Annotated in this window: 12 protein-coding genes; 3 read left to right on the forward strand and 9 right to left on the reverse strand. The window is 67.8% G+C overall.

Annotated elements, in window-relative coordinates; translation table 11 throughout:
• Positions 1-36: 36 nt before the first annotated feature.
• The 3 genes from DN387_RS12815 (at position 37) to DN387_RS12825 (ending at position 1712) form a co-directional block, all read left to right on the forward strand.
• Positions 37-327: a DUF5629 family protein gene (locus DN387_RS12815; RefSeq protein ID WP_043864633.1), complete on the forward strand. Its 291-nt coding sequence runs from the start codon at positions 37-39 to the stop codon at positions 325-327.
• Positions 293-1411 (forward strand): lactonase family protein, encoded by a 1119-nt coding sequence (locus tag DN387_RS12820; RefSeq protein WP_054916218.1) that lies wholly within the window; start codon positions 293-295, stop codon positions 1409-1411. Before DN387_RS12815 ends, DN387_RS12820 begins: the two co-directional genes overlap by 35 nt.
• Before the next feature lie 121 nt (positions 1412-1532).
• Positions 1533-1712, forward strand: coding sequence for a hypothetical protein (locus DN387_RS12825; RefSeq protein ID WP_043864631.1), 180 nt, complete (start codon positions 1533-1535; stop codon positions 1710-1712).
• A 48-nt stretch (positions 1713-1760) separates the two neighbouring features.
• Here the strand turns inward: DN387_RS12825 and DN387_RS12830 are convergent, their stop codons facing one another.
• From DN387_RS12830 to DN387_RS12870, 9 genes are all read right to left on the reverse strand, one after another.
• Positions 1761-2354, reverse strand: coding sequence for a glutathione S-transferase (locus tag DN387_RS12830; protein WP_043864630.1), 594 nt, complete (start codon positions 2352-2354; stop codon positions 1761-1763).
• Positions 2351-5998 carry an AAA family ATPase gene (locus tag DN387_RS12835; protein WP_054916217.1) on the reverse strand — a complete coding sequence of 1216 codons (3648 nt, stop codon included), beginning with the start codon at positions 5996-5998 and terminating at the stop codon, positions 2351-2353. The genes DN387_RS12830 and DN387_RS12835 overlap by 4 nt, the downstream gene beginning before the upstream one ends.
• Positions 5995-7236 (reverse strand): exonuclease SbcCD subunit D C-terminal domain-containing protein, encoded by a 1242-nt coding sequence (locus DN387_RS12840; protein ID WP_054916216.1) that lies wholly within the window; start codon positions 7234-7236, stop codon positions 5995-5997. Before DN387_RS12840 ends, DN387_RS12835 begins: the two co-directional genes overlap by 4 nt.
• Before the next feature lie 92 nt (positions 7237-7328).
• Positions 7329-8951: a BatD family protein gene (locus tag DN387_RS12845; protein ID WP_043864627.1), complete on the reverse strand. Its 1623-nt coding sequence runs from the start codon at positions 8949-8951 to the stop codon at positions 7329-7331.
• Positions 8948-10666: a VWA domain-containing protein gene (locus tag DN387_RS12850; protein ID WP_054916215.1), complete on the reverse strand. Its 1719-nt coding sequence runs from the start codon at positions 10664-10666 to the stop codon at positions 8948-8950. Before DN387_RS12850 ends, DN387_RS12845 begins: the two co-directional genes overlap by 4 nt.
• Positions 10663-11739, reverse strand: coding sequence for a VWA domain-containing protein (locus DN387_RS12855; RefSeq protein WP_054916214.1), 1077 nt, complete (start codon positions 11737-11739; stop codon positions 10663-10665). Before DN387_RS12855 ends, DN387_RS12850 begins: the two co-directional genes overlap by 4 nt.
• Positions 11732-12226, reverse strand: coding sequence for a DUF4381 domain-containing protein (locus DN387_RS12860; RefSeq protein ID WP_043864624.1), 495 nt, complete (start codon positions 12224-12226; stop codon positions 11732-11734). The genes DN387_RS12855 and DN387_RS12860 overlap by 8 nt, the downstream gene beginning before the upstream one ends.
• Positions 12223-13167 carry a DUF58 domain-containing protein gene (locus DN387_RS12865; RefSeq protein ID WP_054916213.1) on the reverse strand — a complete coding sequence of 315 codons (945 nt, stop codon included), beginning with the start codon at positions 13165-13167 and terminating at the stop codon, positions 12223-12225. The genes DN387_RS12860 and DN387_RS12865 overlap by 4 nt, the downstream gene beginning before the upstream one ends.
• A 4-nt stretch (positions 13168-13171) precedes the next feature.
• Entirely contained in the window at positions 13172-14131 is a 960-nt protein-coding gene (locus tag DN387_RS12870; protein ID WP_043864622.1) for a MoxR family ATPase, read from the reverse strand.
• Positions 14132-14299: the final 168 nt, after the last annotated feature.

A 14299-nucleotide genomic window follows, 5' to 3' on the forward strand; every position in this document is an offset into this window, starting at 1 on the left:
GGGGTATCATGCGTGTTTAATCAGGGATACCCCCCCATGACCACCCTTGCCCAAGCCCTTGAATCCTGCGACATGCTGTTGATCGATGGCCTGCACGCATTCGACTTCACCTTCGACGATACGGGCCTGCGCATCGAATTGATGGACGGCCGTGCGTTGAAGAAATGGCAGTTCAGCCCCGAGCAGATCGGCAACGCGACGCTTGCCGGCGAGCACTGGCAGCTCAGCGACGACACGGGCGAGCATCGACTAGTCTGCATGAGTGCCTTGCGCGCTTCTGAAGAGGACGACGATGAAACGCCAGCTGATGTCCCTGCTGACCGCTAGTGCCATGGCGCTGACGCTCAACGCCCACGGCCATGAACTGCTGGTGGGCACCCATGACGGGGTCTACCGCTACCGCTTCGACAGCCAGCGCGGCCAGCTCGACCCCACGCCCCTGCAAGTGCTCAGAAGCAGCAACCCGTCCTGGCTGACGCTGTCGCCGGACCGGCGCAACGTGTTCGCGGTCAACGAGAACGGTGACGGCCAGGGCCAGGTCAGCAGCTTTGCCCGGGCGCATGACAGCGGTGAACTGAGCCTGTCGAGCCAGGTGTCCAGCGACGGTGACGAACCGACCCACTCGAGCCTGAGCCTGGATGGGCGTTATCTGTTCGTGGCCAACTACGGCGTCAAGCCTGAGCCGGGCGGCAGCCTCAGCGTGTTGCCGGTTGCCGCCGATGGCCGTTTGTCGGCGTCGGTGCAGCAGGTGCGCCATGTGGCCAGCGGGGTGAACCCCGAGCGCCAGGCCGGGCCGCATGTGCATTCGGTGGTGCCGTCCCCGGACGGGCGATACCTGTTTGCCAGCGACCTTGGCGCCGACCAGGTGATCGGCTACCGCTACCAGCCCCAGACCCCGACCCGGCCACTGGGCGCGGCAACCCCGGTCGTCCTGCCGCCGGGCAGCGGGCCGCGTCACCTGGCGTTCGGTCCAAACGGCAAGCATGCCTACCTGACCCTGGAGATGAGTGCACAGCTGGTGGTGTTCGACTACCACGACGGCACCCTGAACCAGCGCCAGATCCTGCCGTTGACCGAACAGGCCGATGCCGCGGCCAAGGCGGCCAGCGCGGTGCATGTGTCCGCCGACGGGCGCTTCGTGTACGTGAGCAACCGCGGCACCCGCAACGAACTGATCGTGTTCGCCATCGACCGTCAGGATGGCAGCCTGCGCCAGGTGCAGCGCCGTTCGGTGGAGGGTGATCACCCGCGCGAGTTCACCCTGGACCCGACCGGGGGCTACGTGCTGGTCGGCAACCAGCAGAGCAACCAGATCGTGGTGATCCGGCGCGATGCGCAGACAGGCCTGCTGGGCGATGTGGTGCAGACGCTGGCACTGCAATCGCCTTCGGACCTCAAGTTCGTCGACTGAACTATCAATCGCCTTGATATTCGCTACTGGCGCAATGAATTTTTCAGTGCGCCGGCAGCGGCGTAGGTTTGAACCACGGCCCAACCGGCCACTTCAACCTGACGCTTTCGAGGGCATTGCCATGAACTTCAATCTTTTTTCGGTTATCGCGGCTTCGGCCATTTCTGCCTCCGTGGTGCTGCCTGCCGGCGCCCAGGTCGAGATCCGCGAGAAAAAATCCTCCACCCCGAGCTACACCCAGAAGTACCTGCAGCAAAGCGCGAATTTCTATGCGGCGCTGGATCACAAGGTCCAGCACTGATCGTTTCCGGTGCTGACCTTGTAGCGTCAGTACCGGCCCCTTCGCTGGTCAGCGTGCCATGATCGCCTTGAACAGCGCCGACTCCAGCCACCCCTGCAGCCACACGCGCAAGCGCGGGTAGGGCGCTGTGGCAAACCAGTCAGGCTCGACCCCGGCAAACTGGCGAACGAATGGCATCAGCGCCACGTCCGCAATGCTCGGGTGCGCCGCCACCAGGTAGGCCTGCCGCTCGAGGCGCTGTTCCAGGTCCAGCAGTACCGCCTCGGCCAGCGCACGATACGTCTCGCGCGACTGCTCCGGGTAACGCTCGGCATACTTGTAGTGATTGAGCTGCTGCTTGAACAGCGTGTCATTGCGCTCGATCAGTTGCGTGGCCTGCTGCGCTGCGTTCGGGTCGTCCCGCAGCGCCCAGTTTTGCGGATCATGCCGGGCCAGCGCCCAGTGCATGATCTGCAGGCTTTCCTCCAGTACCTCACCGTCCACGCTCAACACCGGCACCGTGCCCTTGGGCGACAGCGCCAGCATGTCGGCCGGCTTGGCCTTCAGGCTCACTTCGCAGATCTGCACCGGGCAACCGGCGTAGCGCAAGGCCATGCGCGCACGCATCGCGTAGGGGCAGCGGCGGAACGAATACAGGATCATCCGCTGACCTCCACCGTGCTCAACCCATTGCCCTGGCGCCGCACCTGGATCTGCACCGGGATCCGCTCATGCATTTCCTGCACGTGGGAGATCACCGCCACCTTGCGGCCCTGGGCCTGCAGACCGTCCAGCGCGTCCATGGCCAGTTGCAGCGACTCCGGGTCGAGGCTGCCGAAGCCTTCGTCGATGAACAGCGACTCGATGCGCAAGGTGCTCGAGGCCATCGAGGCAAGGCCCAGCGCCAGTGCCAGCGACACCAGGAAGGTCTCGCCGCCGGACAGCGAGTGCACCGAACGCAGTTCGTCGCCCATCTCGGTATCCAGTACCAGCAGCCCCAGCGCGCTGCCGCCACGCTTGAGCCGGTAGCGCCGCGCCAGCTGGCGCAACTGGGCATTGGCGTGGTGCACCAACAGATCGAGGTTGTAGCCCTGGGCGATCTTGCGGAACACGTCGCCGGTGGCCGAGCCGATCAGCGCGTTCAGGCGTGCCCAGCGCTGCCACTGGGCATAGGCCTGGGCGATGCGCTCGGCCAGGGCCTGGTTGGCCAGTTGCCGGCGCTGGTCGTCGGCCTGCTCGGCGCGCAGTTCGGCGCACTGCTGTTCGCTGATCACCAGGTGTTGCTGCAGCTCGCTCAGCGCCTGCTCCAGCTGCTCGGCGGGTACCTCGCCGCTGGCCTGGGCCTGATGCTGCTGCAGGCGCTGTTCGCGCTCTGCGACGAGCACGCCGGCCTGCTCGATGGCCTTTTCTGCCTGTTGCAGGCGCTGGCGCAGTTGACTGACCTGCTCGTCATCCACCGCCAGCAGCTGGTCCAGCCCGGCATCGTCGAGTTCCGGGTGACCCTGGCGCCATTGCCCGATGGCGTGGTCGAGCTGCTGGCTTTCCTGCTCCAGGGCGCCCAGACGCTGTTCGTCTGCCTTGAGTTCGGCAGCCCGCTCGATGGCCTGGGCCTGGGCCTGCTGCAACTGCTGGCCGGTCGTTGCCTGCGCGCTGCGCGCTGCCTCCACCTGCTGTTCCAGGTGCTGCTGCCAGTGCTCGGCACCGGCATGCTCGCCAATCAGCGCGGTCAGGGCGTCGCGGGCCTGTTGCTGCTGGGTGCGCAGTGCATCGACCTGCTGCTGCACGGCCTGATGGCTGAGTTCGAGCGCCTGTTGCTGCACCTGGGTCTTTTCAAGCTGCTGCTGACGCTCGGCGTGCTCCTGCTGCTCGTCCTTTTGCCGGTCCAGCAGCTCCAGGCGCTGGGCCAGTTGCTGGTCCAGTTGCAGGAAGGTCGCGGCGGGCTCCTGGCGCAAGGCGTCGAGAATGTCGCCTGGCAGCAGCGTGGCGAAGCCGGCCAGCGCCTGCTCCAGGTGTTCGTCGTCGGCCTGCAGCGCATGCTGTTGCTGGCTGAGGTGCTGCGCGGCCTGCTGGTTCGCCTCGACGCTCGCCTGCACCTGCTGCTGCACACGGGCGGCGTCTTTCTGCAGGGTCAGCAGGGTAGCGAGGCGTTGCTCGTCGCGGGCGATGTCGTCGTTCAGGCGGCGTAGCTGATGCTCCAGCCAGGCCGAGCGCTCGCCCACATCCTGTGCCGAGAGTTGCGCATACAGCGCGTGCGCCTCCAGGCCAGGAGCCAGTGCCTGCTGCTGGACGGCCAGTTGTTCCTGCTGGTGCAGGTACTCCTTGATCTGGCCATTCACGCCGCCCAGGGTGCTGCGCAGTTCGTCGAGCTTGAGCTTGAGCGCCTCCACCGCCTGCAGGGCGCCGGCCTCTTCAGTCTGGTCGTGCCGGCCGAGGCTTTGCAGCAGGGCTTCGGGCTGGTGATAGGGGTGCTCCTGGCTGCCACACACCGGGCAGGGCTGGTCGTCCTGCAACTGCGCGCGCAGTTCCTCGACGCTGGCGCTGCGGGCCAGGCGCTGACGTTCGAGCACCTGGCGGGTGACCTGCAGGGCCTGTTCGGCGGCGGTCAGCTCGGTCTTGCCCTGCAGGCCTTCGGCGATCAGGCCTTCACGCTGTTGCTGGGCCGCCTGCTGGCGCTCGCGCAGGGCCTGGGCGCGTTGCGTCAGCTCCTGCTGGCTGGCCCACAGGCGGGACAGCTCTTCGACGGCGCGCTGTTGCTTGCGGTTGTCCTGCAGCAGGGTGCCGAGCAGGTCGATCTGTTCGGCCAGCGCCTCGGGCTCGGCGCCGGCCTCGTGGTAGAGCAGGGCCAGGCTTTCACGGTGTGCCTGCAACTGGCGTGCGCACTCTTCGGCGCGCTGCTGCAGGCCGGGCAGTTCCTCGCGGCCCTGGCTGAGGCGGTTGCCGACCAGCATCAGTTGCTGCAACTGGGCGCGGTAGGCGTTCCAGGCATCACCGATGCTGGCCAGGTGAGCGCTCTGGCTCAACTGCTCGTCGACCTGGGCCAGGCGCTGGTGGGTGAGCTGCTGGCGCTCGATCAACGCCTGGATCTGCTGCTGGCCTTGGCGACTGGCTTGCTCGGCGTGCTGGCATTGAACGTTGCGCTGGTCAAGCTCCTGCTCCAGGCGCGCCAGCGTCTGCTGCTCGGCGAAGGCCTGGCGCAGCAGCGGCGCGCACTCGGTCTGCCGGGCCAGGGCCGTGGCCAGGTGCTCACCGGCGGCTTGCTGCGCCTGTTCAAGCTGCTGCAGGCGTTGCTGCAACGCGGCCTGCTGCTGGCGTTGCTGCTGGATGCTCGCTGCCAGTGGGCTGAGCTGGCTGGCCAGTTCCCGCTGGCGGGCGAACTGATGGCGCTGCGGGGCGAGTTGTTCGAGGCGGCTCAGGTTCAGGCGTTCGCCCTGCAACTGCGCCCACTGCTGCTGCGCGCTGTGCAACTGCTCGCTGGCGGCGGCCTGCTGGTCCTGCAGCTGCTTGAGTTCGGCGAACCAGCTGCGCTGCTGTTCGAGCAGGCGCAGGCGGGCCTGTTCGGCCTTGAGCTGGCGCTGCGCCTCGGCGAGGCGCTGGTCGAGCTCGGCGCGTGCCTCGTCGGCCATCGGCATCACGCCCTGGGCCTGGTCGGTGAGCGCCTTGTGCGCCTCTTCGGCCTCCTTGCTCTTGCTGTAGGCGCGCCGGCCCAGCTGGCTGTAGATGGCGGTGTTGGTGAGCTTTTCGAGCAGTTCGCTGCGTTCCTTGTCGTCGGCCTTGAGGAACGCGCTGAATTCGCTCTGCGCCAGCATCACGGCGCGGGTGAACTGTTCGAAGTTCAGGCCCAGGCGGGCCTCGATCATCTGCTCGTATTCGCGCTTGCTCTGGTTGCTCAGCAACTGGTTGCTGTCCAGGTCGTGCAGGCTCTGGCGGCTGCCCTGCAACTTGCCGGTGGGTTTGTCACGGGCGCGGTTGGCTTCCCAGCGCGCGCGGTAATGGCGCCCGTCGATGCCGACGAAGTCGACTTCGGCAAAGCCGCTGCCGGTGCCGCGGCGCAGCAGGGTGCGCGGGTCGCTGGTGAGTATTTCGCTGTCGACCTCGGGCAGCTTGGTCTCGCGGCCGATGTTGTTCAGCCGCGGCACCGCGCCGAACAGCGCCAGGCACAAGGCGTCGAGCAGGGTGCTCTTGCCGGCCCCGGTCGGCCCGGTGATGGCGAACAGGCCGGCGCTGGCCAGCGGCTCGCAGGTGAAGTCGATCTCGAACGGGCCGGCCAGGGAGGCGAGGTTCTTCAGGCGAATGGCAAGAATCTTCATGGCTGTTCCTCCTCCTGCTGCACGTCCTGCAACAGCAGGGCGAAGTCGGCCAGGGTCTGTTCGTCGACGCTGGTGCCGTAGGCCTGTTCCCAGGCACGGCTGAACAGGTCGTGGGGGCTGAGCTGGCCCAGCTCGATCAGGCGGGTGTCATCCTCGCCGTCGCTGGCGCCGGTGCCGGCGTATTCGGCGGCGATGCGTACCAGGCGCACGGCCTTGCCTTGCAGGCAGGCTTCGAGCTGCTGGCGCAGGTCGGGCTGCGGTTCGTCCAGGCGCACCCGCACCTCCAGCCAGGGCTGGCGCTGCGGGTCGTCGAGCAGGTCGACCTGGGGCAGTTGCCCGAGTTGTTCGAGAATCTCCACCAGCGGCGCCGGGCCCAGGCGTTGCAGGGGCACGGCACGCGGTATCAGGCGCGGTTCGACACTGGTCAGGGTGGCGCCGTCGAGTTCGACTTCGAGGATCTGGTGCTGATAGCCGATTTCGGAGAACGACAGCGGAATCGGCGAGCCGCTGTAGCGGATGCGGTCTTCGCGGTTGACCTTCTGCGGCTTGTGCAGGTGGCCCAGGGCGACGTAGCTGATCTGGCTGCCGAACAGGCTGGCGGGCAGGGCCTCGGCATTGCCGATGATCAGGCTGCGCTCGGAGTCTTCCGATACCGAGCCGCCGGCCATGTGTGCGTGGCTCACGGCGATCAGCGCCTGGCCAGGCTTGCGTTGCTTGAGGGCGGCCTCGATCAGCCATTCGTGCACCTGGCCGATGCCGCGCAGGTAGTCGTCACCCAGGTGCGCACCGGTGACTTCGGCCGGGCGCAGGAAGGGCAGGGCCAGGCACCAGGCGGTCACCTTGCCCTTGGCGTTGGTCAGCGGCACCAGCAGGCGCTCGCTGTCGAGCTGGCCGTCGTCGAGCCAGTGCACGCGACCCAGGGCATAGGTCCTGAGACGGCGCATCAGCGGTGCGGGCAATTCGATGCGCGAGCCGGAGTCGTGGTTGCCGGCGATCATCACGACGTTCAGCCTGGGCTGCTGTTCGTGGGCCTGGACGATGAAGTCGTAGAGGCGCTCCTGGGCTTTGACCGGCGGGTTGACGGTGTCGAAGATGTCGCCGGCAATCAGCAGCGCGTCAGGCTGGCGCAGCTTGAGCTGGCCGAGCAGCCAGTCGAGAAAGCAGGCATGTTCGAAGTCGCGCTCCTGGCCATGCAGGGTTTGCCCCAGGTGCCAGTCGGAGGTGTGAAACAGACGCATTGGAAGTCCCGTGAAGGTCGAGCCGGTAGCCGGCTATGGTAACGCGGGTGGCAGGTTTTGGGGGCTGCGATAGCCCCTGCGCAGGCGCCGCGTTATTTGGGATAGAGCGGCGGCAGGCTGCCGTTCTCGGCGGCGCTCGGCTGCGCCTGCTCGGCTGCGGGAATGGTGCCGATCGCCCGCCACAGTTCATCGCCCTGCCAGTATTGCCCGCTCTCGCTGTACAGCGCGCCGTTGAGCCCGTCCAGCGCATCCGACAGCGGCACGAAGCGCGCCGCCATCTCGGCCAGGGTCTCGGGCTGCTGGCGGGCCCAGGCATCCAGCGCCTGGCGGGTGGCCTGCGGGTCGTTGGCCTGACAGGCACGCTTGAGGTCGTCGAGCAGGGTGCGCGGGCTCGGCCCGCTCTGCGCCGCACGCAATACCGCCGGCTGCGAGCGTGCGCGCCACCACAGGGCGAAGCCGAGCAGGGTGGTCAGGGCCAGCAGCAGCGTGCTCAGTTGCCACGGCCATAGCGGCCGGTTCTCGAGGTTGACGACGCTGGCCGGGGTGTCTGCCGTGAGGGCAGGGTTGTCTTCGATCTTCAACCCGCGCGCCGGCAGGCTGGTGCGCTCCACGTGCTGTTCGCGGGTGTTCCACCACACCACCTCGAGGCTCGGCAGTTCCAGTGCGCCACTGTGGGTCGGCACTAGCGCCTCGCGTTCCTCGCGCAGGCCTACCAGCCCGCGTTCGCTGACCTCTTCACGCAGTTGCGGCTGATCCGGGTATCGTCGCAGGCCGTTGACTTCGGTGGCGGGCAGCGGTGGCAGTTGCGCACTGGACAGCCCGTCGGCGCTGAGGATCACGCTGCGCGTCAGCGAGTCGCCGATCTGGGTCGGGGTCTGCGCAGGGTCCGGGCTCCAGCGTTCCTCAAGGCTCAGGCTGCGTGCCGGCAGCCACGGCTGGTCGGCGGGGTACTCGGCCGGTATCGGCAGCACCTGCAAGGGCAGCGGCGTGGAACTGACCCGTACTTGCTTGCCACGTGCCGCGCCGCTGTCGCCCTGGGCCGGCTCGTCGGCGCTGGTGGCGCTGAAGGTCAGGGCGGGTATGCTCAGTGCGCCGCTTTGCTGGGGGAAGATCGCGTAGCGCATCTCGATCACGCCAAAGCGCACGCCGTTGATCAGTTTTTCATAGGTGCGCGACTCGCCCAGCGGTTCGACCCGGGCATTGGCGATCACCAGCGGGCTGAGGCTGCTGTCATCGTAAAGCGACACCGAGTGGTAGATGCGCAGGGTCAGTACGGCCTGGGCCTGCACGTACACGCTGTCTGCGTCCAGGCTGGCATCGATGCTCACCGGCGCCTGGCTGATGTCGCTGGCCGCCTCGGCCGGCAGTACCTGCAACGTCACCGGCTGGCTCTGCGCCTCGCCCAGGTGCAGCACCGGCACCTGGACCGTGCCGCTCTGGCGCGGGCGCAGGGTGATGATCCAGCGGGTATTGGCCTGGGTCTGGCCGTCGAGGCTCTTGAGGCTGTTGACCTGGCGCGTGTCGCGCACTTCGAAGTCGGCCTGCAGCGGGGTCAGGTCAGGCTTGCCGAACTGGGTCACGTCTTCGATTTCCAGGGTCAGCTCCAGGGTTTCGCCCGCGATCAGGCGGCTGCGGTCGACGCTGGCGAGCAGCGTCGCCGCCTGCACCTGCAGGGCGAACAAGAAGCTGAAAACCAGGGCGCAGACGCGGATCATTTGGGGCTTTCCTGATGCAGTTGCTGTTCGTACCAGAACTTGCGGCGCAACAGCTCGGACGGGTTGTCCGGGATCTGGCGCAGCCATTGTTCCAGGGCCTGGCGCTGCTCGGCATCCAGGCTGCTGTCGACGGGGCGCTGCGGTGGCCGGGTGGTGTCTTCGTCCGGCGGCTCGCTGGCGTTGTGCGCGTGCTCTGGCGCGGTGGCGGTGTCTTCGCTGGCGCCGGCCTTGGCATCGCCCTGGCTGCTGTCGCTGCTGTTCGATTGCTGGCCGTTGCTGGCCGAATCGGTCGGCAGGTCGGGCCGGCCCTGAGGCGGGTCTTCGGTGGCCGGCGGTTGCTGGGGCTGTTCGGGCTGGCGGCGCAGCAGCTGCTCGACCAGGTCCTTGTTGGCCTGGGCCGCTTCCAGCTCGGGCTCCAGCTCCAGGGCCTGCTCCCAGGCATCCACGGCCGCCTCCAGTTCGCCACTGCGGGCCAGGGCATTGCCGCGATTGTAATGGGCGCTGGCGCTGCTGGCCCGTGCGAATTCACGGGCGGCGCCAGCATAGTCGCCAGCCTGGTACAGCGCCATGCCTTTCCATTGCGGGTCTTCGAAGTGGCGGGCGGCCTCGGCCGGACGCTGCTGTTCGAGCAGGCGCTGGCCCTGCTGGTCGGGACGCAGCCACAGGTCGTTGAAGGTGAAGGCGTAGCTCGGTTGCGGCAGCAGGCCGAGCAGCAGCGGCAGGCAGAACAGCCAGCCACGCCGGCCAGCGCACGCGGCCAGCAGCAGTAGCGGGATCAGCAGCCAGTAGCCCTGGTCGGCCCAGCTGTCCAGTTGCAGGGTCTGGCCGTCGGCGCGCAGCGCCTGGGGATTGTCGAACAGGCCCAGGCCGCGCAGGTCGAGGTCGTCGATGCGCGCCTTGCGGTAACGCCCGCCGGTACTGTTGATGAAGGCCTTGAGCTCGGCGCTGTCCAGGCGCGGAACCAGGATTGCCCCGTCCGCGTCCTTGAGGTATTCGCCGTTGGTCTGCCTGACCGGCGCGCCTTCGGGGGTGCCCACGCCAAGCATCAGCAGCTTGGGACCATGACGCCCCAGTGCCTGGGTGATGCCCTGACGTTCCTGCGGGCTGAGCGAGGAGCCGATCAGCAGCAGGCGCCCCTGGCCCAGCGCGCCCTGGGCCAGCAGTGCCAGCGCCTTGCGTACCGCCAGGTCGGCGCGCTGACCAGGTTGCGGCATGATGGCGGGGTCCAGGGCGTCGAGCAGGTTGCGGCTGGTGGCCAGGTCGTCGGACAGCGGCACCAGGGTGTGTGCGCTGCCGGCATACACGATGATCGCGGTCTGGCTATCGCGGCGGTGTTCGAGCAGGTCGAGCAGCTTGCGTCTGGCCTGCTGCAGGCGGTTGGGCGGGGTGTCGTCGGCGAGCATCTGCGGGGTCAGTTCGAGCATGACCACCAGCGGGTCGGCGGCGCGCTGGCGGGTCTCTTCCAGGCGCTCCCAGCTGGGGCCGACCAGGGCCAGCACGGCCAGCAGCCAGGCCAGGCCCAGGGCGATCCACGGCAGCTTGCTGTCGCGGCCATTGCCGCCGCCCAGCAGCACGGCATGGAACGCCGCGGGCAGGATCATCTGCCAGCGTCCGGCGCGCTTTTGTCGGTGCCACAGCTTCCACAGCAGCCAGCCGAGCAGCGGCAGCAGCAACAGCCAGGCCGGGCGCAACCATTGGGGCCAGAGCTCGATCATCGACGCCTCCGCAGGCGCAGGCGCTTGAGGCGCTCGCGCCATTCGGGGTGCGGCTGCAGAAAGTGCGGCCGGCGCAGCAGGCGTTGCAGCAGGTTGTCGGGCCAGCGATCGCGCACCACCAGCAGTACGCTCAGGCCCAGCGCCAGGGCCAGCGGCCAGCTGTACAGGGCATGCGCGGTACGCGCCTGGGTCGGTTGCTGGGCTACCGGCTCGAGGCGGTCGAGGGTCTGGCCGATGGCGTTGAGTTCGTTGCCGTCGCGGGCGCGGAAGTAGGCGCCGTGGGTGACCTCGGCGATCTCCCTGAGCGAGGCTTCGTCCAGGTCCAGGCTCGGGTTGAGCCCGAGCATGCCGGCGGTGCCGGTTTCGTCCGGGTCGGCGCCGATGCCGATGGTGTAGATCCTGATGCTTTCCTGGGCGGCCAGGCGCGCGGCGGTCAGCGGATGGATCTGCCCGCCGTTGTTGGCGCCATCGGTCAGCAGAATCAGCACGCGGCTTTGCGCAGGGCGCATGCGCAGGCGCTTGACCGCCAGGCCGATGGCATCGCCAATGGCGGTGTTCTTGCCGGCGATACCGATCTGCGCCTCGTCGAGAAAGCTGCGCACGGTGCGTCGGTCGAACGTCAGCGGGGCCTGCAGGTAGGCCTGGCTGCCGAACAGGATGAGCCCCACGCGGTCGCCTTCACGCGCTTGCAGAAAGTCGCCCATCAGTTGCTTGACCAGGGTCAGGCGGCTGACGTCCTCGTCGTCCCAGCGCATGTCGGGGAAGTCCATCGAGCCGGATACATCCACCGCCACCAGCAGGTCGCGCCCACTGGCGGCCACCGGCAGCGGCTCGCCCAGCCATTGTGGGCGCGCGGCGGCGCACAGCAACAGCAGCCACACCAGCACGAACGGCGCCTGCTGGCGCCAGGTCGGCAGGTTGAGCCGCGCGCGACGCCCGGCCAGGCCTTCGAGTTCGTCCAGAAAGCTCACCTTGAGCACCGGTTCGCCGCTGTCGGCGGCCGGCAGCAGCAGACGGGCCAGCCACGGCAGCGGCAACAGCGCGAAGACCCACGGCCAGGCCAGTTCAAACATGTTTGCGAATCCAGGTGTCGACCGCCTGGTTGAGCCCGGCGATGGCCTTGTCGTCAAGCCGGCACTCGGGCTTGTAGGCGCCTTCCACCAGTACCATCCAGCGGGTCAGGCCGGCGGCCGGGCAGCGGTTGTCGAGAAACGCCAACCACTTGCGCCCGTTGAGGGTGTGACTGTGGCTGTCGGGGTAGTGGTTGCGGCACAGGCGTTTGAGCAGGGCGTTGATCTGCTGCAGCCAGGCACCGGCCGGTGCGCCGTCGTAGGGCTTGGGCAGCGCCGCCAGCTCTGCCAGGGCGGCGATGCGGATCGGTTCCAGCGGTTGTTCGGCGCGTGGCAGCGGAGCCTTGCGCGGGCGCCAGTGACGCAGCCGCCACAGGCCCCAGGCGAGCACGGGCAGCAATGCCAGCAGCACCCACCAGCCCGGCGCGGGCGGCCACGCGCCGATGGGGGCGGGGGCGATCAGCGGTTGCAGTGCGTCCAGTGGGTTCATCGGCTTTTACCCGAGCGTTGCGGGTCGAGGTATTCGCGCAGTTGCTCGATCATTTCGCTCTGGGTGCTCAAGGGCATCAGCACCACGCGCAGTTTCTGGGCCAGCAGTTCCCAGCGTTCGATGCGTGCCTCGCTCTGCTGGCGATAGCTCTTGCGCAGGTTGGCATCCAGGGTATCGAGCTCCAGCTGTGCGCCGCGCTGGGCAAAGCGCAACAAGCCGGCGGCGGGCAGGGCGTGGTCGAGTGGGTCGGACACCGGCAGCAGCAGCAGGTCGCAGTGTCGCGCCAGCAGGCTCATCTGTTGCTCCACCCCGGGGGTGAGCGCGCGTTCGTCGCAGATCACGATGGCCAGGCTGCCCGGGCGCAGCACTTCGCGGGCGCGGCGCAGGGCGATGTTGAGGTTGTCGCCCTGGGGCTGGGCCTCGGTGTGCAGCGACTGGTTGACCCGCGCCAGGCGGTTGAGCAGTTGCAGCAGGCTCTGCTTGCTGCGCCGTGGCTTGATTTCATAGTGCTCGTTGTCGCCGAACACCAGGCCGCCGATGCGGTCGTTGTGGCCCAGCGCGGCCCAGCCGATCAGGGCGGCGGCCTGCGCGGCAAGTACCGACTTGAACATCAGCCCGGAGCCGAAGAACAGGCGTCGGCTCTGTTCGACCAGGATGAAGATGGGCCGCTCGCGCTCTTCGTGGAACAGCTTGGTGTGGGGCTCCTGGGTGCGGGCGGTGACTCGCCAGTCGATGTTGCGCACATCGTCGCCGGCCTGGTACACGCGCACCTGGTCGAAGTCCACGCCGCGCCCGCGCAGACGCGAGTGATGCAGGCCCACCAGCGGGCTGCGTTGCCCAGGGGCGGAGAACAGCTGCACCTCGCGCACGCGATGACGCATCTCGATCAGCTCGGAAAGGCCGATGCGGATGCCGGGCTCGGCCTGCGCTGAAAGAGGCATGGCTTCAGGCCACGGCGACGACGTCGAGGATGCGCTGGATCACCCGGTCCTGGTCGATACCGGCCGCTTCGGCCTCGAACGAAAGAATGATGCGGTGGCGCAGCACGTCGAACAGCACCGCCTGGATGTCTTCGGGGCTGACGAAGTCGCGTCCGGCCAGCCAGGCGTGGGCGCGTGCGCAGCGGTCCAGGGCAATGGAGCCGCGCGGGCTGGCGCCGTAGGCGATCCAGTCGCCGAGTTCGGCGTCGTACTTGGCACCGGTGCGGGTGGCCATCACCAGTTGCACCAGGTACTCCTCCACTGCGTCGGCCATGTACAGGCCGAGGATCTCCTTGCGTGCGGCGAAGATCGCCTGCTGGCTGACCCGGCGTTCGGGCTTGGTTTCGCCGTTGAGCGCCTCGCCGCGCGCCTGCTGCAGGATGCGCCGCTCCACGGCGGCATCGGGAAAGCCGATTTTCACGTGCATCAGGAAACGGTCGAGCTGGGCTTCGGGCAGCGGGTAGGTGCCTTCCTGCTCGATGGGGTTCTGCGTGGCCATCACCAGGAACAGGGGCGACAGCTCGTAGGTGCTGCGCCCCACGCTGACCTGGCGCTCGGCCATGGCCTCGAGCAGGGCCGACTGGACCTTGGCCGGGGCGCGGTTGATTTCGTCGGCCAGCACCAGGTTGTGGAAGATCGGACCCTGCTGGAACACGAAGCTGCCGGTTTCAGGGCGATAGATTTCGGTGCCGGTGATGTCGGCGGGCAGCAGGTCGGGGGTGAACTGGATGCGGTGGAACTGCGCCTCGACGCCTTCGGCGAGTTCCTTGATGGCCTTGGTCTTGGCCAGGCCCGGCGCACCCTCCACCAGCATATGACCATCGGCGAGCAGCACGATGAGCAGGCGCTCGACCAGTTTTTCCTGGCCAAGAATCTGGGTGGAGAGAAAGGTGCGCAGCGCGATGAGCGCTTCACGATGTTCCATCGGGACGGTTCCTGGGCGTGCGCCCGGGGGGAGGGCAACAACGCCCGGGCAGGGGCTGATACTTTAATCCATCCGGGGGTGCGGCGACTAATGGTGGGTGGGTAAATTTGAGCGCAGATCACAAATCATCGGTGCCGCCATCGCGGGTCAAGCCCGCTCCCACAAGGT

Source organism: Pseudomonas sp. FBF18, from assembly GCF_024261405.1.
Taxonomy (GTDB): domain Bacteria; phylum Pseudomonadota; class Gammaproteobacteria; order Pseudomonadales; family Pseudomonadaceae; genus Aquipseudomonas; species Aquipseudomonas palmensis.